General features: G+C 40.3%; 17 protein-coding genes, 14 tRNA genes and 3 rRNA genes. 30 read left to right on the forward strand and 4 right to left on the reverse strand.

What is annotated here, in order from left to right; all coding sequences use genetic code 11:
• Positions 1 to 77: 77 nt before the first annotated feature.
• Positions 78 to 1,220, forward strand: a complete 1,143-nt coding sequence (locus MKY30_RS14885; RefSeq protein ID WP_341084492.1) for an Rpn family recombination-promoting nuclease/putative transposase — start codon at positions 78 to 80, stop codon at positions 1,218 to 1,220.
• A 188-nt stretch (positions 1,221 to 1,408) separates the two neighbouring features.
• On the opposite strand, the gene MKY30_RS14890 is transcribed toward MKY30_RS14885, so the two are convergent.
• The gene (locus tag MKY30_RS14890; RefSeq protein WP_341084493.1) at positions 1,409 to 2,302 is read right to left on the reverse strand and encodes a TIGR01777 family oxidoreductase; all 894 of its coding nucleotides are present in this window, start codon (positions 2,300 to 2,302) and stop codon (positions 1,409 to 1,411) included.
• A gap of 82 nt (positions 2,303 to 2,384) precedes the next feature.
• On the opposite strand from MKY30_RS14890, the gene recX reads away from it, so the two are divergent.
• The gene (gene recX / locus MKY30_RS14895; RefSeq protein WP_339285565.1) at positions 2,385 to 3,206 is read left to right on the forward strand and encodes a recombination regulator RecX; all 822 of its coding nucleotides are present in this window, start codon (positions 2,385 to 2,387) and stop codon (positions 3,204 to 3,206) included.
• Positions 3,207 to 3,266: 60 nt separating this feature from the next.
• Positions 3,267 to 3,599 carry a YfhH family protein gene (locus MKY30_RS14900; protein ID WP_341084495.1) on the forward strand — a complete coding sequence of 111 codons (333 nt, stop codon included), beginning with the start codon at positions 3,267 to 3,269 and terminating at the stop codon, positions 3,597 to 3,599.
• A gap of 149 nt (positions 3,600 to 3,748) precedes the next feature.
• Here MKY30_RS14900 and MKY30_RS14905 read toward each other — a convergent pair whose 3' ends face one another.
• Positions 3,749 to 4,738, reverse strand: coding sequence for a metal-dependent hydrolase (locus tag MKY30_RS14905; protein WP_147212381.1), 990 nt, complete (start codon positions 4,736 to 4,738; stop codon positions 3,749 to 3,751).
• 72 nt (positions 4,739 to 4,810) lie between these two features.
• Here MKY30_RS14905 and mutY point away from each other — a divergent pair, with 72 nt between their 5' ends.
• The 5 genes from mutY (at position 4,811) to MKY30_RS14930 (ending at position 9,625) form a co-directional block, all read left to right on the forward strand.
• Positions 4,811 to 5,887, forward strand: coding sequence for an A/G-specific adenine glycosylase (mutY, locus tag MKY30_RS14910; protein ID WP_341084496.1), 1,077 nt, complete (start codon positions 4,811 to 4,813; stop codon positions 5,885 to 5,887).
• Between the two features lie 173 nt (positions 5,888 to 6,060).
• On the forward strand, positions 6,061 to 6,237 hold the full coding sequence (locus MKY30_RS14915; protein WP_147212383.1) for a gamma-type small acid-soluble spore protein: 177 nt from the start codon (positions 6,061 to 6,063) through the stop codon (positions 6,235 to 6,237).
• Between the two features lie 367 nt (positions 6,238 to 6,604).
• Positions 6,605 to 7,138, forward strand: coding sequence for a nucleoside tri-diphosphate phosphatase (gene ntdP, locus MKY30_RS14920; RefSeq protein ID WP_147212384.1), 534 nt, complete (start codon positions 6,605 to 6,607; stop codon positions 7,136 to 7,138).
• Between the two features lie 177 nt (positions 7,139 to 7,315).
• Positions 7,316 to 9,064 (forward strand): ABC transporter ATP-binding protein, encoded by a 1,749-nt coding sequence (locus MKY30_RS14925; protein ID WP_341084500.1) that lies wholly within the window; start codon positions 7,316 to 7,318, stop codon positions 9,062 to 9,064.
• A gap of 45 nt (positions 9,065 to 9,109) precedes the next feature.
• Positions 9,110 to 9,625 carry a GNAT family N-acetyltransferase gene (locus MKY30_RS14930; protein ID WP_147212386.1) on the forward strand — a complete coding sequence of 172 codons (516 nt, stop codon included), beginning with the start codon at positions 9,110 to 9,112 and terminating at the stop codon, positions 9,623 to 9,625.
• Between the two features lie 69 nt (positions 9,626 to 9,694).
• On the opposite strand, the gene MKY30_RS14935 is transcribed toward MKY30_RS14930, so the two are convergent.
• A complete protein-coding gene (locus MKY30_RS14935) occupies positions 9,695 to 10,993 on the reverse strand; it encodes a glutamate-1-semialdehyde 2,1-aminomutase (RefSeq protein WP_147212387.1) in 1,299 nt (432 codons plus the stop codon).
• Between the two features lie 346 nt (positions 10,994 to 11,339).
• Between MKY30_RS14935 and MKY30_RS14940 the strand changes: the two genes are divergently transcribed.
• The 4 genes from MKY30_RS14940 to perR all read left to right on the forward strand — a co-directional run bounded on the left by MKY30_RS14940 (position 11,340) and on the right by perR (position 13,422).
• Complete coding sequence (locus tag MKY30_RS14940) at positions 11,340 to 11,774, forward strand: potassium channel family protein (protein ID WP_147212388.1); 435 nt, start codon at positions 11,340 to 11,342, stop codon at positions 11,772 to 11,774.
• A gap of 65 nt (positions 11,775 to 11,839) precedes the next feature.
• Entirely contained in the window at positions 11,840 to 12,313 is a 474-nt protein-coding gene (gene bcp, locus MKY30_RS14945) for a thioredoxin-dependent thiol peroxidase (RefSeq protein WP_341084502.1), read from the forward strand.
• Positions 12,314 to 12,340: 27 nt separating this feature from the next.
• Positions 12,341 to 12,898: a cob(I)yrinic acid a,c-diamide adenosyltransferase gene (locus MKY30_RS14950; RefSeq protein ID WP_339285569.1), complete on the forward strand. Its 558-nt coding sequence runs from the start codon at positions 12,341 to 12,343 to the stop codon at positions 12,896 to 12,898.
• Positions 12,899 to 12,996: 98 nt separating this feature from the next.
• Positions 12,997 to 13,422, forward strand: coding sequence for a peroxide-responsive transcriptional repressor PerR (gene perR / locus MKY30_RS14955; RefSeq protein WP_341084503.1), 426 nt, complete (start codon positions 12,997 to 12,999; stop codon positions 13,420 to 13,422).
• A gap of 281 nt (positions 13,423 to 13,703) precedes the next feature.
• Here perR and MKY30_RS14960 read toward each other — a convergent pair whose 3' ends face one another.
• The gene (locus tag MKY30_RS14960; RefSeq protein WP_156987178.1) at positions 13,704 to 14,075 is read right to left on the reverse strand and encodes a DUF2614 family zinc ribbon-containing protein; all 372 of its coding nucleotides are present in this window, start codon (positions 14,073 to 14,075) and stop codon (positions 13,704 to 13,706) included.
• A 246-nt stretch (positions 14,076 to 14,321) separates the two neighbouring features.
• Between MKY30_RS14960 and MKY30_RS14965 the strand changes: the two genes are divergently transcribed.
• The 18 genes from MKY30_RS14965 (at position 14,322) to MKY30_RS15050 (ending at position 22,506) form a co-directional block, all read left to right on the forward strand.
• Entirely contained in the window at positions 14,322 to 15,203 is an 882-nt protein-coding gene (locus MKY30_RS14965; RefSeq protein ID WP_147212392.1) for a nucleotidyltransferase-like protein, read from the forward strand.
• 1,007 nt (positions 15,204 to 16,210) lie between these two features.
• A 16S ribosomal RNA gene (locus tag MKY30_RS14970) occupies positions 16,211 to 17,773 on the forward strand.
• 254 nt (positions 17,774 to 18,027) lie between these two features.
• Positions 18,028 to 20,944 (forward strand): 23S ribosomal RNA (locus MKY30_RS14975).
• 130 nt (positions 20,945 to 21,074) lie between these two features.
• A 5S ribosomal RNA gene (gene rrf, locus MKY30_RS14980) occupies positions 21,075 to 21,190 on the forward strand.
• Together the 16S, 23S and 5S rRNA genes with 14 tRNA genes alongside form the textbook arrangement of a ribosomal RNA operon.
• A 67-nt stretch (positions 21,191 to 21,257) precedes the next feature.
• Positions 21,258 to 21,332: transfer RNA gene (locus MKY30_RS14985), tRNA-Asn, on the forward strand.
• A 3-nt stretch (positions 21,333 to 21,335) separates the two neighbouring features.
• Positions 21,336 to 21,427, forward strand: a tRNA-Ser gene (locus tag MKY30_RS14990).
• Between the two features lie 15 nt (positions 21,428 to 21,442).
• Positions 21,443 to 21,517 (forward strand) — tRNA-Glu (locus tag MKY30_RS14995).
• Between the two features lie 5 nt (positions 21,518 to 21,522).
• Positions 21,523 to 21,598 (forward strand) — tRNA-Val (locus MKY30_RS15000).
• A 22-nt stretch (positions 21,599 to 21,620) separates the two neighbouring features.
• Positions 21,621 to 21,697, forward strand: a tRNA-Met gene (locus MKY30_RS15005).
• Positions 21,698 to 21,701: 4 nt separating this feature from the next.
• Positions 21,702 to 21,778, forward strand: a tRNA-Asp gene (locus MKY30_RS15010).
• A gap of 23 nt (positions 21,779 to 21,801) precedes the next feature.
• Positions 21,802 to 21,874, forward strand: a tRNA-Phe gene (locus MKY30_RS15015).
• Between the two features lie 16 nt (positions 21,875 to 21,890).
• Positions 21,891 to 21,975, forward strand: a tRNA-Tyr gene (locus MKY30_RS15020).
• Between the two features lie 15 nt (positions 21,976 to 21,990).
• A tRNA-Trp gene (locus MKY30_RS15025) sits at positions 21,991 to 22,064 on the forward strand.
• 5 nt (positions 22,065 to 22,069) lie between these two features.
• A tRNA-His gene (locus MKY30_RS15030) sits at positions 22,070 to 22,142 on the forward strand.
• 36 nt (positions 22,143 to 22,178) lie between these two features.
• Positions 22,179 to 22,253, forward strand: a tRNA-Gln gene (locus MKY30_RS15035).
• Between the two features lie 5 nt (positions 22,254 to 22,258).
• Positions 22,259 to 22,333 (forward strand) — tRNA-Gly (locus MKY30_RS15040).
• Positions 22,334 to 22,341: 8 nt separating this feature from the next.
• Positions 22,342 to 22,415 (forward strand) — tRNA-Cys (locus tag MKY30_RS15045).
• A 7-nt stretch (positions 22,416 to 22,422) separates the two neighbouring features.
• Positions 22,423 to 22,506 (forward strand) — tRNA-Leu (locus MKY30_RS15050).
• Positions 22,507 to 22,721: the final 215 nt, after the last annotated feature.

The raw sequence follows: 22,721 nt of genomic DNA on the forward strand, positions 1-22,721 counted from the left end.
AAGAACTTTTGTTCTGTGTAATGTAATCAGATTTACTCCTCAGAAGCCTGCCTCATAATATAAAAGGTTGTGTTTTTATGCCACGAATCAGTCTTCATAAAGTATACTCCTCACAGGCAACACCCTCTTTGCGTTTGCAGGAGGATCACAAATCATATAATAAGTATCAAAGAAGAAAAGGAAAGACAAAGAAAGTATTACATCAGATACAAGATATTCAGCTGATGGATTTAAAAGTAGACTACGCCTTTAAGCAATTATTTGGGAGCGAGAAGAATAAGGAAATTACAGTTGTTTTTCTCAATGCGATTTTAGCAAAATCAGGAAGAAGTCCTGTTAAACAGCTTTTCTTTCAAAATATTGAAATTGGCGGGGAGTATGAAGAGGACAAAAAATCCAGGCTGGATCTTCTTATTGAGACAGATAATAAGGAGATTATAAATATAGAAATTCAAATCAACAATGAGTATAATATGGTTAACAGAGCTTTATATTATTGGTCACGGATTTTTTCGGAACAGTTGAAAGAAGGACAAAATTATAAGACATTATATCCTGTTATCAGCATTAATATCATGCATTTTGATTTGTTGAAGGAACCAGACGCCTATCATAATATCTTCCGTTTATATGAAATGAATCAGAAATATCCATTAACGGATAGAATTGAGTTTCATTTTGTGGAGATTCCTAAATTAATCTCTGCCTGGAAGAAGAATCAGCTCAATCCATGGGAAGATGTCTTGACTCGATGGTTACTGCTGCTAGAAACAGTAGACCGGCAAACGAATCATTTTTACAATGATATTTATCAAGAATTGGAGGAGATTGCGGTGGAGGATAAGTCTTTAAATGTCGCTATGCGGTTCTGGGAAGATTTGGGCCGGACAAAAGAGGAGCGTCTGGCATATGAAGCATGCTTGAAGCAGATTTTAGATGAACGATCTAAGCTTCTGGACAGAGAACAGTTAGAACAGGAAATGGAAGAAATAAGAGCTCAGAAAAAAGTGATGGAAATGCAGAAAGAAGAAATAGAAGCGGGGAATCAAGAAATAGAGACACGAAATCAAGAAATGGAAATGAGAAACCAAGAAATAGAGACACAGAATCAAGAAATGCAAGACAAAATGGAAAAAGAAGAAATCAGAAGAAAAAGGCTGAATCTGCATTGGGAAAATCTGCAAAACAGATGGCGCTCCGCCTGTTGGAGCAAGGAGTAGAGCATGCAGCTATTATGCACGCAACTGGATTCACAGCAAAACAATTAGAGGTAATCCAGCAAGCATTGAAAATAGATAAAAAGTAAACCGCTAAAAGATGTAATAAAAGCGAAATTGACAAAGGAGCATGCTGATAAGTAAAGCAGTAACATGCTCCTTTGTTTTAAAAAGCTATAATTCCATATTTTTTAACTCTTTTTCAGATCCAATAAGGCTCGATCAAGGGATGCAAATTCATACTCGAAACCATTATTAAGTGCCTTCTGTGGATAAGCATATTGTCCTTTTATTATGAGCTGTGCCATTTCTCCTAAAGTAAAATAAAAGAATACAGCCGGTACATGCAGCCAATTTGGTCGATTATAAATCTTTGCTGCTTTTTTCATAAAGTCTTTATTTCGTTTTGGGTTTGGAGCAGTCACATTAACAGGCCCTTTTATGGTTTGATGTTCCAGGCAAAAAGTGATTAATTTGACAGCATCCTTTACGTGAATCCAGGATAGCCATTGTTCACCATCACTGGTATGTCCGCCGGCATATAATTTTATTGGCAACGACATAAGTGGAAATACACCGCCATCATTGCCGAGTAGCACACCAAATCGCGCATAAATCGTACGGATATCCATTTTTTCTGCTGCACCTGCTTCTTGTTCCCATTGACGCGTTATAGATGCAAGAAAGTCGTTTCCGGGCTGTACAGTCGCTTCTGTATAGATAAAATCCTCTGACATGCCATAGTATCCTACCGCCGATCCACTGATAAATACCTTTGGTTTCTCCTTCATATCTTTCATCAATTGAACAAGATATTTAGTAACACGAAGGCGGCTTGTAAGAATGGCTTCTTTCTTTTTTTTCGTCCAATATCCAAATAATGATTCACCAGCGAGATTAATGACAGCATCTATGTGAGGAAGTTCGTTTGCAGTCGTATTATAATCAATAAAAGTTATATGTGATGTATTCGATCTTTTCTCTGTAGAACGAGTCAGGATATATAAGTTATGATTTAGAACTGTGAGATGTGCAGCTAATTTACTGCCTAGAAATCCCGTGGCTCCAGTAATTAATATGTTCATAATAAAGAAACCTCCTTTAATTATATTTTCTATTGTTATCTGATTGCTGAAAATTTTGCTATGATGTTAAGAGAGGTGAATGATGTTGAGAAAAATTACCCGGATAACAACTCAAAAAAAACAGAAGCATCGCTATAATATATTTTTAAATACACCAGCTGGTGATGAATATGGGTTTAGTGTCGATGAAGATATCCTTATTAAATTCCGGCTTGAAAAAGGAATGGAATTAGATAATGAGCTTATCAAAACACTAAAAGAACAGGATAATCTCCATAAAATATATACCCTTACTATACACTTTTTAAGCTATAGAATACGCTCAGAAAAAGAAATTATCATGTATTTGCAGAAAAAAGAAGTAGAAGATGAACAAATTGCTGTTATTATGCAGCGCTTAAAGAAGGAAAAGCTCCTTGATGATCAGCAATTTGCAGATATGTTTGTACGATCGCGTATGAATACAAGCTCAAAGGGACCAAAGATTATAGAGCAGGAATTATTTGAAAAAGGAATTACCGGGCAAATCGCCGCCAATGCTTTAGAGCAATATACACCTGTACTGCAGAAAGAAAAAATTCAAAAGCTGCTTGGAAAGAAAATAAAGCAAACCTCGAAGGATTCTTTTCAAAAGCAAATAAACCAGGCAAAAAATATGATTTTGCAAAAAGGATTTAATCAGCAGCTTGTCTTTGCGGCTATTCAGACGATGGATCAGGAAGAAAACGCAGATCAGGAATGGGAAGCATTGAAATTTCAGGGAGAAAAGCTGTACCACAAGCATGTGAAAAAATATGAAGGCTTCCAGCTGAAGCAAAAAATAATGGAAGGTTTATACAGGAAAGGCTTCCGTTTTGATAGAATCCAGCAGTTTGTGGATGTATATATAGAAAATCAAGAATAAATTCAGGTTAACTCTACATTATTTTGGTACAATAGGAATCGAAAGCCAGGGGGGAGAAGAATGAAATTTCGTTACAGCGATTATTCCATCGAACAATTACATCAGGAAATTGGTAAATTAAAAGAACAGGCCCAAAAAGCAGAACAGCTTGGCAATGTTTCTGAGGTCCAAGTTTGTGAACGGAAAATGCAGGTAGCTCTTGCGTATACAATGAGTCCAGATGATTTTAAAAAAGAGGAAATTTATCAGCTTAAAATGGAAACAGGCTATAAATTTAAAATATCTTATGTTAACGGGGTCTTTGCGTGGGGTTACCGTATTGATTTATTAGATAAGGAAAGTGAAGATATAGAAGCTTTGCCAATTTCTTTATTAGGAAAAAAGGTAAGCTGAATAAAAACAACTCAGGCGAAACTTTACCTCACCTGAGTTGTTGCTTTTTTATATAGAGAATGGGAATTTCTGCTAAAAACGACCTTCATGAAAGGTTGAGTCTCTGTATAGATCCTGAAGGGTGCAGAAGTTATTTGGTCTTTTCAATGTTAAGGGGTTGAGTCACTTGGAATCAGTTTGCTTTGAAGCTTCTGTTCCGAGAAAATCCATCCTGTATAGGAAGTAATTACTTCCAGATTTTTATCCAGCTTCACAACGGCAACAAATGGATAATATCCTTTGCTGCGATAACGCAAATCAATAAAACGGACTTCTGTGACATCATCTTCATCAGTATTTATTTCCCAGCGGTATACTGGAGAAAAATTAAGGAAGGAAGAGATGTTTTTATCGTTTTTGGCAGCTTTTATGACATCTGTATCAGGTAATGGAACACGATAAAATTCATCAACAATCTCAATATGCCGATTTTCAACGCTGCCTACATAGTAACGGTCGCTAGTTGTTATTGCAACACGCCAATAATTTTGTTTGAGTGTAGGGGAGGTAGCGACAACCTCTGTATCTGGAAAATATTCTTTGATTTTCTGAACAATTTCTCTTTTGTCCATGTAGCGTTTAATGTAATATAGTACAATGACCGTATAAATAATGACCCAGGTATAACCCGGATTTGCGCCTAATGCCCAGGCAATGATACCGGCGACATTCAGGAAAAAAATGTACGGATCAAATGTATTAATAAACCCTTTTGCAATCCATTTTTTGGTGAATGGACGGAAGGCCTGCGTACCATACGCATTAAATAAATCGACAAATACATGAATAGACACAGCTAATAGTGTCCATAACCAAAGAGTCAGATAGCTTACTTCTGGAACAAATAAATAAATTGCTCCAGATACGAGCAGACTCCACATAAGAATAGCAGGAAGAGAATGCGATGCTCCTCGATGCTGTCTTATATAAGTTGCATTATTTTTTAATTTAAATATTGTATCAAAATCAGGAGCGTGTGATCCCACGACTGTTCCAACTAATACAGCATGAAATAGTGCAGGATTACTTTGCACAGCAGGGTCCAATGTTGCCAAACCGCCAAGTGCAACACCCATAACTATATGCGTACCAGTATCCATAGCTATATATCCTCCTTAAGTTGCTTCCATCAAAGCAATCCAATACTATTTTAACACATAGGAAGTGAAAACATGAACGATAAAAGGCTAGAACATATAAATATTTCAGCTTTTCAAGAAGACCTGCTCAAATGGTATGAAGAAAATAAACGAAATTTGCCCTGGCGTGAAAATAATAATGCTTATCGCGTATGGGTCTCAGAAATTATGCTGCAGCAAACGAAAGTAGATACGGTTATCCCTTATTTTAATCGGTTTATGGAGAAATATCCAACTGTATATGAATTAGCTGAAGCGGAGCAGCAGGACGTTTTAAAGCAATGGGAAGGACTAGGTTATTATTCCCGCGCAAGAAATTTACAAACTGCAGTACGTGAAGTCGTGGAAGCATATGACGGAAAAATTCCTGATGATCCGAAGCAGCTTGGCAGCTTAAAGGGAATAGGGCCTTATACAAAAGGAGCGATTCTTTCGATTGCTTATAACCAGCCTATACCGGCAGTAGACGGCAATGTGATGCGTGTTTTTTCCCGGGTTTTACATATTAAAGAAGATATTACGCAGAGCTCTACGAAAAAATTATTCGAATACTATGTGGGAGAAATGATTTCAAAGGAAGATCCTTCTTCATTTAATCAGGCAATCATGGATTTAGGAGCGACAATTTGTACACCAAAAAAGCCTTTGTGCATGTTTTGTCCTGTGATGGAGCACTGTCAAGCATATGTGGAAGGAGTACAAGAAAGCCTTCCAGTAAAAAAGAAAGCAAAAAAACAGCAGAAGAAGAAATATATTGCATTACTTATCCAAAATAAGGAAGGTAAATATATTATTGAAAAAAGACCGGATTCTGGATTGCTGGCAGGATTATGGCAATTTCCAATGATACCTGCAGATGAAATTGTTGAAAGTGATTGGCACCGGTGGCTTCTAGAAAATTATGAGGTAGATGCGGAGATAAAAACTTCATGCACAGCTATTAAGCATGTTTTTTCTCATATTATTTGGAATGTAGATGTAAGAAGAGCAGTAACAAATCAGGAAACAGTATCGGACAGCCGGTTAAAATTTGTTTCTATAGAAGAGCTGAAGGAATATCCTTTTCCAGTTCCGCATCAAAAAATGATTCCTTTTTTAGAAGAAAAATGAAATAAGAATGAAGGTAAGGCGTTAATTGTGAAACCTGTTAAAAAATCACATTATCAAAAAATGGCTGCAATACTTTGTTTTCTGGGGTTAATTATTTTTAGAAAATATTTTTTAAAAAAGTTTGGATAAAGAAATTCACTTCGGGAACATTAATTATTGCGGAGGTGATATTGATGGCTAAAAAACAAAATCAACAAAACCAACAAAATCCTGCAAAAACTAACGCAGCTGAAGTAAGAAAGCAAAACCAACAAGCAGCTCAAGGACAATATGGTACTGAGTTTGCTTCAGAAACAGATGCACAACAAGTGAAAAAACAAAATCAACAATCTCAACAAAACAAGCAATAACATCTGTTTTACCCCAAAAAGGGTTTCCAAATACGGAAACCCTTTTAATCATTTAATAAATGCTTATTAATAAAAAGGGACCCCCGAAATACGATTATCATTTGAACATATGAATAATTTATGCAAATTCATTAATAATGGATATAGACGAAATTGGTTTTCCGCATCATACACCGCATTGCCCGGTTTCTGCTTAAAATCCTCGAATTTTCTCTGTTCTTAAAGCGGGAGTGTTACAGCAAGTTATACTGCGATACATAAAAGCATTTCAATTAAAAAGGAGTTATCCTTTAACTTTTGTAGCTGAAGGCTTATAATAAAATATAATGCATAAATCACTGTATGAAAATGGAGAGGGAGATTTTGGATGGTTTCTCCAAACGCTGGTTCGAAAATGATGATACAAAGTTATAAGCATAGTGGACAACTTCATAGAGTCTGGAAAAATAGTGTGGTATTAAAAGGTACGGAAAGCGTTATAATTGGTGCAAATGACCGGACAAAGGTTATTGAAAGTGACGGCCATTCATGGATGACGAGAGAGCCTGCTATTTGTTATTTTGATGCCAGGCATTGGTTTAATATTATAGGTATGCTCAGGGATGATGGAATACACTATTACTGCAACCTCAGCTCTCCGTTTGTTTATGATGAAAATGATGAAGCTTTGAAATATATTGACTATGATTTGGACGTGAAGGTATTTCCAGATATGACTTTTCATCTTCTTGATGAAGATGAATATGAAGAAAATAAAGCCTTAATGCATTATCCTGAAGAAATTGACCGTATTCTTTATCAGCAATTAGACATCTTAATTCATTGGATTCGTCAAGGGAAAGGTCCGTTTTCTCCTGGATTCGTTGATGATTGGTATGAAATGTACTTAACATATCACTAAGCTGAAGAGTACAGAGACGTGAAAATACTTCAGAGCGATTTAATTGCAATTAGAATGAATAAAAGGGTATCCTTGTTACGAGATGGAGTAGCAAGGATTTTTATATTACATTTTAGAGAATGGATGTGAAATGACGAACATATTCCGTAATACCTTTCAAGCAGAGGAAGATGATGAATGAGCAGTATTAAGCAGTATATGCAATTTGTAAAACCATATAAATGGAAAATAATATGGACATTACTTATCGGTGTTATTAAATTCGGTATCCCATTGATGATGCCGTTAATTTTGAAATTTGTTATTGATGATATTATTACGGTAGAGGACTTCACCCAGACTGAAAAGATAACACGCTTATTCTGGATAATGGGTATTTCTTTTGTCGTATTTTTAATTGTCCGCCCGCCGGTTGAGTATATACGGCAATATCTGGCCCAATGGGTTGGAAATAAAATTCTTTTTGATATTAGAGGGAAATTATTCGACCACCTTCAAAAATTAAGTTTAAAATTTTATTCGCAGACAAAAACTGGCGAAATCATTTCCAGAGTAATAAATGATGTGGAGCAAACGAAAAATTTTGTTATGACAGGGCTGATGAATATTTGGCTGGACGTAACAACCATTTTAATAGCAATTATTATTATGTTTACAATGGATGTACCGCTCACCTTTGTATCAATTATTTTATTCCCTTTATTCGGTATCTCTGTTAAATACTTTTTTGGACGCTTACGACGGTTAACAAGAGAAAGGTCACAGGCCTTGGCTGAAGTGCAGGGGCATTTACACGAGCGAATCCAAGGCGTACCAGTTACAAGAAGCTTTGCGCTGGAGGATTATGAAGATGAACAGTTTGATAAAAGAAACAGTCATTTTCTGAATCGGGCTTTGAAGCATACAGATTGGAATGCCAGAACTTTTGCGGTGACAAATACAATTACTGACCTAGCACCGTTATTAGTTATCGCTTTTGCGGGTTACCAGGTCGTTATGGGTAATACATCTCTTGGTACGATGGTAGCTTTTGTCGGATATATGGAGCGGGTTTATAGCCCGTTGCGCCGACTTATTAACTCTTCTACAACTTTAGTACAATCGATTGCGTCTATTGACCGGGTGTTTGAATTAATGAATGAGCCTTATGACATTACGGATAAAAAAGATGCAGTTGATCCGGGACGATTGCAAGGAAAAGTAACCTTTAACCAAGTCTCTTTTCAATATGATGAAGAAACGGAACCTGTGCTCAAGGATATTGATCTCCATGTTCAAAAAGGAGAAACTATTGCCTTTGTCGGAATGAGCGGAGGAGGAAAATCAACATTAATCAGTCTGATTCCCCGTTTCTATGATGTGACTGGTGGATCCATTGAAATTGATGAAATGGATTTAAGAGATATGAAAGCACGTTCACTGCGGGACAATATTGGAATGGTGCTTCAGGATAATATTCTGTTCTCCGAATCAATTGCCACAAATATTCGCATGGGAAACCCCGATGCAACGGATGAGGAAGTTATCAGTGCAGCAAAAGCAGCAAATGCTCATGACTTTATTAATGAAATGCCGGAGGGGTACGAGACGATGGTTGGAGAGCGCGGTGTGAAATTATCAGGTGGACAGAAGCAGCGGATTGCGATTGCGCGGGTATTCTTGAAAAATCCGCCAATCTTGATTTTTGATGAAGCAACATCCGCGCTGGATTTAGAAAGTGAGCATCTTATTCAGGAAACACTGGAAAAGCTTGCTTCTGATCGGACTACCTTTATTGTTGCTCACCGTCTGGCAACAATTACACATGCAAATCGTATTGTCGTCGTTGAGAACGGAGAAATTGTTGAAATAGGATCGCATGAAGAATTAATGCGGCTCCGTGGACATTATTATGATTTGTATCAGATTCAGAATTTGGAGGAATAGGGAGAGCGTCTCCTTATTCCTTTTTTAATAAAAGGGAGGTTTTCGATGCAAACTTTTCGAGAGTTGAAAACAGAAGATGAAACAGCTTTTTACCGTTATATTAATCAATGGTATTTAAAAGAAGAAATAGTAATTCCAACAGCGACGGAGATAAAACGGTATAAAAATTATCAGCACTTTATTGAATATCTTTCTGCGAGTAAACAAGCTAATTTCAATCATAATTTCGTTCCTAATTCTACATTTTTTCTCTTTATTGGAGATGATATTGTTGGTGCGTCTAATATTAGACATGAGTTAAATGATGGGTTAAAAGAAATTGGCGGACATATAGGCTATGGAGTTGCGCCAAATGAACGCAATAAAGGATATGCAACAAAAATACTGGAGCATTCCTTAATTTATTTAAAAAAGATGCAAATTCAAGAAGCTCTAATAACCTGCAATCAAAAAAATCAATTTTCAGCTAAAGTTATTATAAATTGCGGGGGAGGAGAGATATCTTCTTTTAAAGATGAGAAAGGAAATATAACTAGAAGGTTTTTGATTTCATTAGTTTAACGGATACAAGAAAGGTCTTCACCGGATATAGCTATATCCGGTGAAGACCTTTCTATTGTGTTACCTTTATTATTGATTCTCTGCCATTTTTGCAAATACACGGCCAACCGCATCAATCGTATTTTCGATATCAGAATCTGTATGCTCTGTTGTTAAGAACCAGGCTTCGTATTTAGAAGGTGCCAGGTTAATGCCTTCTCTCAACATAAGCTGGAAGAACGTTGCAAAGGCTTCTCCATTTGAAGCTTCGGCCTCTCTGTAGTTTGTGACTTTGTCGACTCCGAAGTATACAGTTAGAGCTCCGCGGAGACGATTAACTGTAATATGAATATCATTTTCTTCTGCTTTTTCCAGAATACCTTCTTCCAGGCGTTTTCCGAGTCGTTCTAATTCTTCATATACACCGTCTTCTCTTAAAACCTCTAAGCAGGCAATACCTGCTGCCATAGAAGCGGGATTTCCCGACATAGTTCCTGCCTGGTAAGCTGGTCCGAGTGGTGCAACCTGTTCCATGATATCCTTTCGGCCGCCGTAAGCGCCGATTGGGAGACCACCGCCAATAATTTTACCCATTGCTGTTAAGTCCGGCTCAATATTGTAGAGCTGCTGTGCACTTCCATAAGTGAAACGGAATGCAGTAATCACCTCATCATAAATGACAAGAGCACCGGCGCGGTGGGTAAGTTCATTTACTTCTTCTAAGAAACCTTCAAAAGGTTCTACAATTCCGAAGTTACCTACAATCGGTTCAACGATTACAGCTGCAATTTCACCTTCCCATGCTTTTAATGCTTCTTTAAAGGCTTTTAAATTATTAAATGGAACGGTAATCACCTCTGCAGCACTGGAAGCAGGAACACCTGCTGAATCTGGTGTACCCAGTGTTGACGGTCCAGATCCTGCCTCCACCAATACAGCATCAAAGTGTCCATGATAGCATCCGGCAAATTTAATAATTTTTGTTCTGTTTGTATAGGCGCGGGCTACACGAATGGTTGTCATCACAGCCTCTGTACCTGAATTATTAAAACGAACCTTCTCTAATGAAGGCATGGCTTCTTTTAACATTTTTGCAAATGTGTTTTCAAGTTCCGTCGGTGTTCCGTAAAGAACTCCGGTTGTTGCTGCTTCAGCAATAGCTTTTGCAATATGCGGATGTGCGTGACCAGTTATGATTGGCCCGTATGCAGCTAAATAGTCAATATATTTATTATCATCGACATCCCAGAAATAGGCTCCCTGACCTCTTTTCATATATACAGGAGATCCTCCGCCAACAGCTTTATAGGAGCGGGAAGGAGAATTAACTCCGCCGACGATATGTTGTAAAGCTTCCTCATGCAGCTTTTCAGAATTTGTAAATTTCATTTTGTTTTCCTCCTCATTCTGCCCAACCAGTAAAGTATCTGAACGTTACCTTACAAGTTCATCTAAAAAAGGTAAAAAGCAGATTTTCTCTGTTTATTTTTACCCCAATTACTAATATAACAAAAAAATGAATGGAAAACTTGTACAAACTGTTTCAATTTCCGCATATACATTAGATAGTGAAGAGTGACTGTTTAAAGATGTAGTGATCTGAACCTGGATTTTGAACCGTTTAAATTTTATCTCTTCTGGTGTCTGGAGCTTGCTAATCGTATGCCGTATTAACCTTTATGCTTGTCACTAGCAGCTGTTCCATAGAAAAGATTATTTGGAAGGAGCAAAAGAAATGGGTATCCCTTGGATATTCTTTATCCTGATTATGGTTTTAATCGGTAAAAGCATCTATGATTTTATTCAATATAAATCAATTCATTCACGTATACAAATGAAGGAAGGGCATTTCTCTTTAGAAATTTTTATAGCAATGCTTGTTGTTTATTGCATTACAATGGTCGGTTATGGTCTGATTTATTTCATTTTATCCTTTCAAGGGATTGTCATCGTTGAGCATGGAGAATTAAGAGAGGTAACCATATGGGGATCAGTTATCCATTCCATCTATTTTAGCGGTGTAACAATATTGACCCTTGGCTATGGAGATCTGGCTCCAGTCGGCATTGGAAGAATTATTGCTATTTCCGAAGCTTTGATTGGGTACATTCTGCCTGCTGCTTTTGTATTAAAGGTTGTACAAATCAGCAGCCGTGACAGTGATAAATGAATCTAATTCTGTAATATGCTATATTTAAGAGAGAAAAGGGACTCATTTATAATTGGAGGGATTAGATGCCAATCGAATTAGGAACAAAAGTAAATGATTTTACATTACCAAATCAGGATGGCGAAAAAGTAAGCTTATCTAATTTTAAAGGAAAGTACGTTGTTTTATATTTTTATCCAAAGGATATGACCCCGGGGTGCACCACGGAAGCATGTGATTTCAGAGATAATCATGAAAGCTTTGAAGAGTTGGACGCAGTAATAGTCGGCATTAGTCCGGATCCGGAAGCTCGTCATCAAAAATTTATTGATAAGCATGATTTGCCGTTTACTTTACTTTCAGATGAAGATCACCAGGTGGCCGATCAATTTGGAGTATGGAAGCTGAAGAAAAATTTTGGAAAAGAATATTACGGTATTGAACGTTCTACATTTATTCTTGATAAAGAAGGAAACCTTGTCAAAGAGTATCGAAAGGTTCGAGTGAAAGATCATGTACTGGATGCTTTAAACTATTTAAAAGAAAATAGTGCAGATTAAGTATTTCGGGATTGGAGATGGAATAACATGCGAATCTATACAAGATCTGGAGATAAAGGACAAACATCGCTGGTTTACGGACAACGTGTACCGAAAAATCATTTAAGAGTAGAAGCGTACGGGACCTGTGATGAAGTGAATTCTAGCATTGGACTGGCAGCAAGTTATATAGAAGAAACAAGCTGGGACGGTAAGCATGCATTTCTTGACCAGTTACAACGTGTACAGACAATTCTTTTTCATGTTGGTGCAGAATTATCTACGCCAAAAGATAAAGAAGTTTATTGGAAGCTTGAGCAGAAACATATTGATGAGATGGAAAAACAAATTGATGAATGGGATAAATCACTTGAACCGTTGAAGAATTTTATTCTTCCATCAGGCCATCGGGCAGCAAGTGCGTTACATCATGCTCGCACAGTGGCCAGACGGGCAGAACGTTTAACAGTAGGACTGGAAGATGAAGTAGAGAATAAGCTTGTTTTCGGTTATTTGAACCGGTTATCGGATTATTTATTTGTTGCTGCCAGATATGTAAATCAGCAATTAGGTGGAGAAGAAAAGCAACTCCACACTGATGTTTGATTTACGTGAATTAATTGACATTATGAACACAGGGCGATAAACTAATTATAAGAATTATAATCTAATAATTTTATTAATTGGGAAGAGAGGTGTTTAGGGTGTCTGAAGATAAATTACGGCAAGCAATTGATACATTAAAACAGTCAGGCGTCCGCATTACACCACAACGACACGCCGTACTGGAGTATTTGCTTAATTCAATGGTTCACCCGACTGCGGATGATATATATAAAGCACTTGAAGGAAAGTTTCCAAATATGAGTGTTGCAACAGTATATAATAATTTGCGTGTATTAAAAGATATTGGACTGGTCAGAGAGCTCACTTATGGAGATTCCTCAAGCAGATTTGATTGTAATACATCAGATCATTATCATATCATTTGTAATCAGTGTGGAAAGATTGTTGATTTTCATTATCCTTCATTAGATGAAGTAGAATCACTTGCAGAGCAGGTCACAGGTTTTGATGTCAGTCATCATCGCCTGGAAGTTTATGGTACATGCAATGCCTGCAAGGAGTAGCATGCGGCAAAATAAGAGATTTTAAATATGTAAAAAAATGACTGGAGATAGTATTTATTAAGGCTCGTGTACTATCTCCAGTCATTTTTTGTTTTATGGCAGAAATTCTAGATTTTAGGCAGCTCTTCCGCGAACTAAAATTTAAATATATTGCATATAAGTATAGCATAAAATAGTTCAGGCTTACGAAAGAACAAGTTAATACAAGCTTTCAAATTATCATCAAAAAAGCACCATACTTAAGTGAGAATTTATTTTCACAAAGGCATGGTGCTTTTTAATTATTTATTTTCTTCACGGAATTTGCGATTATTATACCGTTCATCGAATTCCTTACCTTCTAAATTCTTATCTAATGTCAGCGGCTCTTTGCAATGCATGCAGGCATCTACCCGGCCTAGCATTTTTGTAGGCTTTTCACAGTTTGGACATATAACAGGAACTGCTCTTAAGGACAAGGTGCCAATCCATATGTATACAACACAGCTAAGTACAATCATCAGTACACCTAACACAAAAAGGATAAGCATTAACCATTCAATACGACGAGCCATAATTCCACCATACATTATTAAGATACCAGCGAACACAAGGATTAAGGCAAAGGTACGGATTTTATTTATTTTACTTGAGTAAGTTATTTGTTGTGCCATTTAAATCCCCCTTAAGATACAAATTTAGTATATCATAGAATATTAGAAGAATGAATATTAAAGAAAACTTCACAAGCCAAGCCGTAAAATGACATCGGATTGGTTACTTGTACTGAGGAACTGCCAGTATTACGATTACTATCCTTCAGTAAAATTTTATACTTTCCTATAGTTCAAAAAAGGGTTTTTAAAAGTATATATAGAATTATGTTTAATTAGAGGGAAAACAGGGAGGCAACTGTTATCATGGAGAATTTTCAAAGAATGATTTATCAAGAGCATGCAAGTAATCCAAATACATTAGGCATACTTGTTGTGGAGAAAACTCAATTTGACCGTCCAATTACGGATGAATTTGATAGTATTTTATTGATTATTGTTGAAAATCAAGAAGTGGATTGGTTTGTAAAACATTATGAGGTGAATGGACAAACGGTAGCTATGCATATTGTAACGAGATCGATTCTGATGGATTGGATTGACACAAGTGGTTACAGGCGTGCAGCAGAATGGGTTATCTATGGAAGAAAAGTTTATGACAGAAATGAGTTTATAAAGGGATTAAAAGATGAACTTCAATCGTTCCCGGAGGACAAACGTACACTCAGAAAGATAATTGATTTCGGAAAACTGTTGAAAAACTTTAGTGAAGGAAAAGCGTTATATGAATCAAAGGAGGTTATGGATTCTTATAGTAAAATTTTAAATGCCCTGCACTATTTAGCGAGGTTATCTGTTGTTGATCAAGGCTATTATCCAGAAGTAACTGTGTGGAATCAGGTAAAGAGTATTGATTTAGAAGTGTACAAACTATATGAAAAATTGATGGACAGCACAGAAAATTTAGAAAAGAGAATTGAATTAATGCTGATTGCAATGGATTTTGTTATGTTGAATAAAGCAGAGTCCGCCGCAGCACATCTGCTAAATTTATTAAGCAAAGAAGATGATTATTGCTCATATGCTTCTATTAAAGCTTTACCGGAGATAGAACACTATACCTTAGATTTACATGCAATTGTATCTTATTTAGAAGAAAAGGATATTATTGATATGAAACTGGTTCCTACTAAAAATCCGGATGTATTTCAGAGAATGTACAAGGTGAAAGAACTAGAGGAAGTATGATAATGGTATCTGAAACAGAAGTTTTCGGTGAGAAAACTAATTACTTATCCTGCAATTTTTATGAAGTTGTGGAATAAGTAATTTTTGGTTTCTGTTTCTTGATTATATCATTATGGCTGTAGCAGGTTTCAATTATTACTTATAGAAGATTATTTTAGAGAGAAAACTAAATTTAGCAAATCATATATACAGTAGAGAACTTTATTTCTCCTTTTGGAGGAGAGAATAACTGGAACTGTATTAAATGAAGTCTCGTTTTATGACAGGTATAGAGAAATGTATTTTTAGAATAGCAGCAAATACTTTGCAATAATAATATGTGAAAAGGATTGGACTTTGATTTATATCGGACCTGTATTTTTTACTGTACATAATGAAACTTCAAATATATCTGTAATTAATTAAAAAACTGACGTATATTATTTTATTTGAATTAATAAGGGGGACATTTAAGCCTTTGTATAAACTTTTTAACATGAGATTGGATATTTAAAATAGAAATAAACTTTTTTATGCATGTGTCTTAAGGGAATGACCGCATGTGAAAGAAAGAAAATCAAAATGCGTATTAAATGTGATTAATGCTTTTAGAAGGGGATACTCTATATTTGTATATGAAATACATAAGCTTAAGAAAAGGTGATATATCAATGTTTTATATTGTTATATTACTTTTGCCTAAGGTACTGTTTCAAGGCGAACCCTGATGGATCCGAAATTTGCTTTTAATAAATTTTAAAATAATCGTTGACTTTCTATTTTTAGCATGGTAAAGTTAATCTCGTTGCTGATTCGAGCAAGCGCTCAGTTAATAAAATATAAAAAAAGAAGTTGACAACAAACTTGAAATTATGTTATATTAATAAAGTCGCTGATTGAAGCGAAGCAATAAGAAATTGCTCTTTGAAAACTGAACAAAACAACCAGTACGAAAGAAGAAAAACACCTCGTTTTTCTTGAATATTTAAGTCAGAAGTTGACTTCTGAAAGCTAAAGAAACAAACACTTTTATGGAGAGTTTGATCTTGGCTCAGGACGAACGCTGGCGGCGTGCCTAATACATGCAAGTCGAGCGCGGGAAGCGGACAGAACTCTTCGGAGGGACGTTCGTGGAACGAGCGGCGGACGGGTGAGTAACACGTAGGCAACCTGCCTGTAAGACTGGGATAACTCGCGGAAACGCGAGCTAATACCGGATAATACTTATCATCTCCTGATGGTAAGTTGAAAGGCGGCTTTTGCTGTCACTTACAGATGGGCCTGCGGCGCATTAGCTAGTTGGTGAGGTAATGGCTCACCAAGGCGACGATGCGTAGCCGACCTGAGAGGGTGATCGGCCACACTGGGACTGAGACACGGCCCAGACTCCTACGGGAGGCAGCAGTAGGGAATCTTCCGCAATGGACGAAAGTCTGACGGAGCAACGCCGCGTGAGTGATGAAGGTTTTCGGATCGTAAAACTCTGTTGTCGGGGAAGAACAAGTATGATAGTAACTGATCGTACCTTGACGGTACCCGACCAGAAAGCCACGGCTAACTACGTGCCAGCAGCCGCGGTAATACGTAGGTGGCAAGCGTTGTCCGGAATTATTGGGCGTAAAGCGCTCGCAGGCGGTTCTTTAAGTCTGATGTGAAATCTTGCGGCTCAACCGTAAACGTGCATTGGAAACTGGAGGACTTGAGTGCAGAAGAGGAGAGTGGAATTCCACGTGTAGCGGTGAAATGCGTAGAGATGTGGAGGAACACCAGTGGCGAAGGCGACTCTCTGGTCTGTAACTGACGCTGAGGAGCGAAAGCGTGGGGAGCGAACAGGATTAGATACCCTGGTAGTCCACGCCGTAAACGATGAGTGCTAGGTGTTAGGGGGTTTCCGCCCCTTAGTGCTGAAGTTAACGCATTAAGCACTCCGCCTGGGGAGTACGGCCGCAAGGCTGAAACTCAAAAGAATTGACGGGGACCCGCACAAGCGGTGGAGCATGTGGTTTAATTCGAAGCAACGCGAAGAACCTTACCAGGTCTTGACATCCTTTGACCGCTCTGGAGACAGAGTTTTCCCTTCGGGGACAAAGTGACAGGTGGTGCATGGTTGTCGTCAGCTCGTGTCGTGAGATGTTGGGTTAAGTCCCGCAACGAGCGCAACCCTTGATCTTAGTTGCCAGCATTTAGTTGGGCACTCTAAGGTGACTGCCGGTGACAAACCGGAGGAAGGTGGGGATGACGTCAAATCATCATGCCCCTTATGACCTGGGCTACACACGTGCTACAATGGACGGAACAAAGGGAAGCAAGCCCGCGAGGTCAAGCAAATCCCATAAAACCGTTCTCAGTTCGGATTGTAGGCTGCAACTCGCCTACATGAAGCCGGAATCGCTAGTAATCGCGGATCAGCATGCCGCGGTGAATACGTTCCCGGGTCTTGTACACACCGCCCGTCACACCACGAGAGTTCGTAACACCCGAAGTCGGTGAGGTAACCTTTTTGGAGCCAGCCGCCGAAGGTGGGACGAATGATTGGGGTGAAGTCGTAACAAGGTAGCCGTATCGGAAGGTGCGGCTGGATCACCTCCTTTCTAAGGATATATAACGGAATTTTGTACTTGGTTGTTTGGTTCAGTTTTGAGAGAGCAATCTCTCAAGGAACTTCTGTTAAAACCGTCACGTCCATGTGACAACACAGAAGTCACCACATCCGTGTGGAAGCTTGTACCTTGAAAACTAAATAAGAGTAACAACGACATCAAACTTTAGAAATAAGGCAAAAAAAGCTATTGATATAGCAACACAACTGATTACGAAGTAATCAGCAAACTTATTCCAAAACTTTAGTTAAGTGAATAAGGGCGCACGGTGGATGCCTTGGCACTAGGAGCCGATGAAGGACGGGACTAACACCGATATGCCTCGGGGAGTTGTAAGTAAACTTTGATCCGGGGATTTCCGAATGGGGGAACCCACTGTTCGTAATGGGACAGGACATCTATCTGAATACATAGGGTAGATGAGGCAGACCCGGGGAACTGAAACATCTCAGTACCTGGAGGAAGAGAAAGAAAAATCGATTTCCTGAGTAGCGGCGAGCGAAACGGAAAGAGCCCAAACCAAGAAGCTTGCTTCTTGGGGTTGTAGGACACTCCATTGGAGTTACAAAGAAATTCTTTAAACGAATCGACTTGGAAAGGTCAGCCGAAGAAGGTAACAGCCCTGTAGTTGAAAAGGAATTTCCTCCGGAGTGTATCCTGAGTACGGCGGAACACGTGGAATTCCGTCGGAATCCGGGAGGACCATCTCCCAAGGCTAAATACTACCTAGTGACCGATAGTGAACCAGTACCGTGAGGGAAAGGTGAAAAGCACCCCGGAAGGGGAGTGAAATAGAACCTGAAACCGTGTGCCTACAAGTAGTCGGAGCCCGTTAATGGGTGACGGCGTACCTTTTGTAGAATGGACCGGCGAGTTACGATTGTATGCAAGGTTAAGTGGAAGACACGGAGCCGTAGCGAAAGCGAGTCTGAATAGGGCGAATGAGTATGCGGTCGTAGACCCGAAACCGTGTGATCTACCCATGTCCAGGGTGAAGGTCAGGTAACACTGACTGGAGGCCCGAACCCACGTATGTTGAAAAATGCGGGGATGAGGTGTGGGTAGCGGTGAAATTCCAATCGAACACGGAGATAGCTGGTTCTCTCCGAAATAGCTTTAGGGCTAGCCTCAAGATCGTGAGTACTGGAGGTAGAGCACTGATTGGACTAGGGGCCCCTACCGGGTTACCGAATTCAGTCAAACTCCGAATGCCAGTTACTTCAACTTGGGAGTCAGACTATGGGTGATAAGGTTCATAGTCGAAAGGGAAACAGCCCAGACCGCCAGCTAAGGTCCCAAAGTATACGTTAAGTGGAAAAGGATGTGGCGTTGCACAGACAACCAGGATGTTGGCTTAGAAGCAGCCATCATTGAAAGAGTGCGTAATAGCTCACTGGTCGAGTGACGCTGCGCCGAAAATGTACCGGGGCTAAACGTATCACCGAAGCTGCGGATTGTTCTTACGAACAATGGTAGGAGAGCGTTCAAAGTGCAGAGAAGTCAGACCGTGAGGACTGGTGGAGCGCTTTGAAGTGAGAATGCCGGTATGAGTAGCGAAAAAAGAGTGAGAATCTCTTTCACCGAATGCCTAAGGTTTCCTGAGGAAGGCTCGTCCTCTCAGGGTTAGTCGGGACCTAAGCCGAGGCCGACAGGCGTAGGCGATGGACAACAGGTTGATATTCCTGTACCACCTCATGATTGTTTGAACAATGGGGGGACGCAGGAGGATAAGGAGTGCGCACTGATGGATGTGCGTCCAAGCATGCGAGGAAGTCAGATAGGCAAATCCGTCTGACAAATTTCTGAGCTGTGACGGGGAGGGAAATATAGTACCGAAGTTCCTGATTTCACACTGCCAAGAAAAGCCTCTAGTTAGATCATAGGTGCCCGTACCGCAAACCGACACAGGTAGGCGAGGAGAGAATCCTAAGGTGAGCGGGAGAACTCTCGTTAAGGAACTCGGCAAAATGACCCCGTAACTTCGGGAGAAGGGGTGCTCACTTGTGAGTGAGCCGCAGTGAATAGGCCCAAGCGACTGTTTAGCAAAAACACAGGTCTCTGCGAAGCCGAAAGGCGAAGTATAGGGGCTGACACCTGCCCGGTGCTGGAAGGTTAAGGGGAAGAGTTAGCGTAAGCGAAGCTTTGAACCGAAGCCCCAGTAAACGGCGGCCGTAACTATAACGGTCCTAAGGTAGCGAAATTCCTTGTCGGGTAAGTTCCGACCCGCACGAAAGGTGCAACGACTTGGGCACTGTCTCAACGAGAGACCCGGTGAAATTATACTATGCGTGAAGATGCGCATTACCCGCGACAGGACGGAAAGACCCCGTGGAGCTTTACTGTAGCCTGATATGGAATGTTTGTGCAGTTTGTACAGGATAGGTGGGAGCCTTTGAAGCGTGAGCGCCAGCTTACGTGGAGGCACCCGTGGGATACCACCCTAACTGTATGACCATTCTAACCCAGGACCGTAATCCGGTTCGGAGACAGTGTCAGGCGGGCAGTTTGACTGGGGCGGTCGCCTCCTAAAAGGTAACGGAGGCGCCCAAAGGTTCCCTCAGAATGGTTGGAAATCATTCGTAGAGTGTAAAGGCAGAAGGGAGCTTGACTGCGAGACCTACAAGTCGAGCAGGGACGAAAGTCGGGCTTAGTGATCCGGTGGTTCCGCATGGAAGGGCCATCGCTCAACGGATAAAAGCTACCCCGGGGATAACAGGCTTATCTCCCCCAAGAGTTCACATCGACGGGGAGGTTTGGCACCTCGATGTCGGCTCATCGCATCCTGGGGCTGTAGTCGGTCCCAAGGGTTGGGCTGTTCGCCCATTAAAGCGGTACGCGAGCTGGGTTCAGAACGTCGTGAGACAGTTCGGTCCCTATCCGTCGTGGGCGTTGGAAGTTTGAGAGGAGCTGTCCTTAGTACGAGAGGACCGGGATGGACACACCGCTGGTGTACCAGTTGTTCCGCCAGGAGCATAGCTGGGTAGCTACGTGTGGAAAGGATAAGTGCTGAAAGCATCTAAGCATGAAGCCCCCCTCAAGATGAAACTTCCCATCACTTCAAGTGAGTAAAATCCCTCAGAGACGATGAGGTTGATAGGTCCGAGGTGGAAGCGTGGCGACACGTGCAGCTGACGGATACTAATCGATTGAGGACTTATCTAAGTTTTTTGATGTCACGTTACTCTTATTTAGTTTTCAGGGTGCAAAATTATACATATTTTTTAAAATTAGTACTTGATTTTTTCTCAAAAACGATTATAATATTGATTGTTACTGATTTTTAAAATCCTTGTCTGGTAACGATAGCGAAGAGGTCACACCTGTTCCCATGCCGAACACAGAAGTTAAGTTCTTCAGCGCCAATGGTAGTTGGGGGCTTCCCCCTGCAAGAGTAGGACGTCGCCAGGCAAGAGTATTCTCTTATTAAGTCCTTAAGGACAAGCGAATTACTTCTTTATTTAATATTATGGATTATTCCACAGTAGCTCAGTGGTAGAGCAATCGGCTGTTAACCGATCGGTCGTAGGTTCGAATCCTACCTGTGGAGCCATATGGAGAGCTGTCCGAGAGGCCGAAGGAGCACGATTGGAAATCGTGTAAGCCGCTACCGCGGCTTCGAGGGTTCGAATCCCTCGCTCTCCGCCATTAAAACTTTTACATGGCCCGTTGGTCAAGCGGTTAAGACACCGCCCTTTCACGGCGGTAACACGGGTTCGAATCCCGTACGGGTCACCAATAATGGAGGATTAGCTCAGCTGGGAGAGCACCTGCCTTACAAGCAGGGGGTCGCAGGTTCGAGCCCTGCATCCTCCACCATGTAAGACTTATAAATTCATATCGCGGGGTGGAGCAGTCTGGCAGCTCGTTGGGCTCATAACCCAAAGGTCGCAGGTTCAAATCCTGCCCCCGCAACCAAAATGGTCCGGTAGTTCAGTTGGTTAGAATGCCTGCCTGTCACGCAGGAGGTCGCGGGTTCGAGTCCCGTCCGGACCGCCATTAAAAGATTTAAAACAGTATATGGCTTGGTAGCTCAGTCGGTAGAGCAGAGGACTGAAAATCCTTGTGTCGGCGGTTCGATTCCGTCCCGAGCCACCTTTTTAATCTTCGTGGAGGGGTAGCGAAGTGGCTAAACGCGGCGGACTGTAAATCCGCTCCCTCAGGGTTCGGCAGTTCGAATCTGCCCCCCTCCACCATTTATAAAATTTCATAGGGGTATAGTTTAATGGTAAAACGAAGGTCTCCAAAACCTTTGATGTGGGTTCAATTCCTACTACCCCTGCCAATATGGCGGTCGTGGCGAAGTGGTTAACGCACCGGATTGTGGCTCCGGCACACGTGGGTTCGATCCCCACCGGTCGCCCTTTTTTATTTAATACATAAATTAATATTTAATCATTGGGCCATAGCCAAGCGGTAAGGCATCGGGTTTTGATCCCGTGTACCCTAGGTTCGAATCCTAGTGGCCCAGCCATTTTCGCGGAAGTAGTTCAGTGGTAGAACATCACCTTGCCAAGGTGGGGGTCGCGGGTTCGAATCCCGTCTTCCGCTCCAGAAGAAATGGCGGTATAGCCAAGTGGTAAGGCAGAGGTCTGCAAAACCTTTATCACCGGTTCAAATCCGGTTACCGCCTCCAAAAACGTGCCGGTGTGGCGGAATTGGCAGACGCGCGGGACTCAAAATCCCGTGTCCTCTGGGACGTGTCGGTTCGACCCCGACCACCGGTATTAGCAGGTCGATTTAGGATGATTTTAGAAATCATCAATATGCTTATGAATGTTGATATAACAACGTTCATAAGCATTTTTTATTTTATAGGAGTAACATATAAAAACATAGGTTTTTAAACTTACAGGCTCTATACTGAATGTGGTGGTGCCCTCCGTTCCATCGCCAGATGGAACGGAGACAAAAAAATACACTCTATTTCCTCTCTCTGGTA

It is taken from the genome of Oceanobacillus sp. FSL W8-0428 (assembly GCF_038004405.1).
In the GTDB taxonomy this organism is placed as follows: Bacteria; Bacillota; Bacilli; order Bacillales; family Amphibacillaceae; genus Oceanobacillus; species Oceanobacillus sojae.

Coding starts and splice junctions, on each gene's coding strand:
- MKY30_RS14915 (WP_147212383.1), top strand. CDS start 6,061: ATGGCTAAAAAACAAAATCAACAAAACCAACAAAATCCTGCAAAAACT.
- MKY30_RS14965 (WP_147212392.1), top strand. CDS start 14,322: ATGGAGAATTTTCAAAGAATGATTTATCAAGAGCATGCAAGTAATCCA.
- MKY30_RS14890 (WP_341084493.1), bottom strand. CDS start 2,302: ATGAACATATTAATTACTGGAGCCACGGGATTTCTAGGCAGTAAATTA.
- MKY30_RS14905 (WP_147212381.1), bottom strand. CDS start 4,738: ATGGATACTGGTACGCATATAGTTATGGGTGTTGCACTTGGCGGTTTG.
- ntdP (WP_147212384.1), top strand. CDS start 6,605: ATGGTTTCTCCAAACGCTGGTTCGAAAATGATGATACAAAGTTATAAG.
- MKY30_RS14930 (WP_147212386.1), top strand. CDS start 9,110: ATGCAAACTTTTCGAGAGTTGAAAACAGAAGATGAAACAGCTTTTTAC.
- MKY30_RS14940 (WP_147212388.1), top strand. CDS start 11,340: ATGGGTATCCCTTGGATATTCTTTATCCTGATTATGGTTTTAATCGGT.
- MKY30_RS14960 (WP_156987178.1), bottom strand. CDS start 14,075: ATGGCACAACAAATAACTTACTCAAGTAAAATAAATAAAATCCGTACC.
- recX (WP_339285565.1), top strand. CDS start 2,385: ATGTTGAGAAAAATTACCCGGATAACAACTCAAAAAAAACAGAAGCAT.
- mutY (WP_341084496.1), top strand. CDS start 4,811: ATGAACGATAAAAGGCTAGAACATATAAATATTTCAGCTTTTCAAGAA.
- MKY30_RS14900 (WP_341084495.1), top strand. CDS start 3,267: ATGAAATTTCGTTACAGCGATTATTCCATCGAACAATTACATCAGGAA.
- bcp (WP_341084502.1), top strand. CDS start 11,840: ATGCCAATCGAATTAGGAACAAAAGTAAATGATTTTACATTACCAAAT.
- MKY30_RS14935 (WP_147212387.1), bottom strand. CDS start 10,993: ATGAAATTTACAAATTCTGAAAAGCTGCATGAGGAAGCTTTACAACAT.
- MKY30_RS14925 (WP_341084500.1), top strand. CDS start 7,316: ATGAGCAGTATTAAGCAGTATATGCAATTTGTAAAACCATATAAATGG.
- MKY30_RS14885 (WP_341084492.1), top strand. CDS start 78: ATGCCACGAATCAGTCTTCATAAAGTATACTCCTCACAGGCAACACCC.
- MKY30_RS14950 (WP_339285569.1), top strand. CDS start 12,341: ATGCGAATCTATACAAGATCTGGAGATAAAGGACAAACATCGCTGGTT.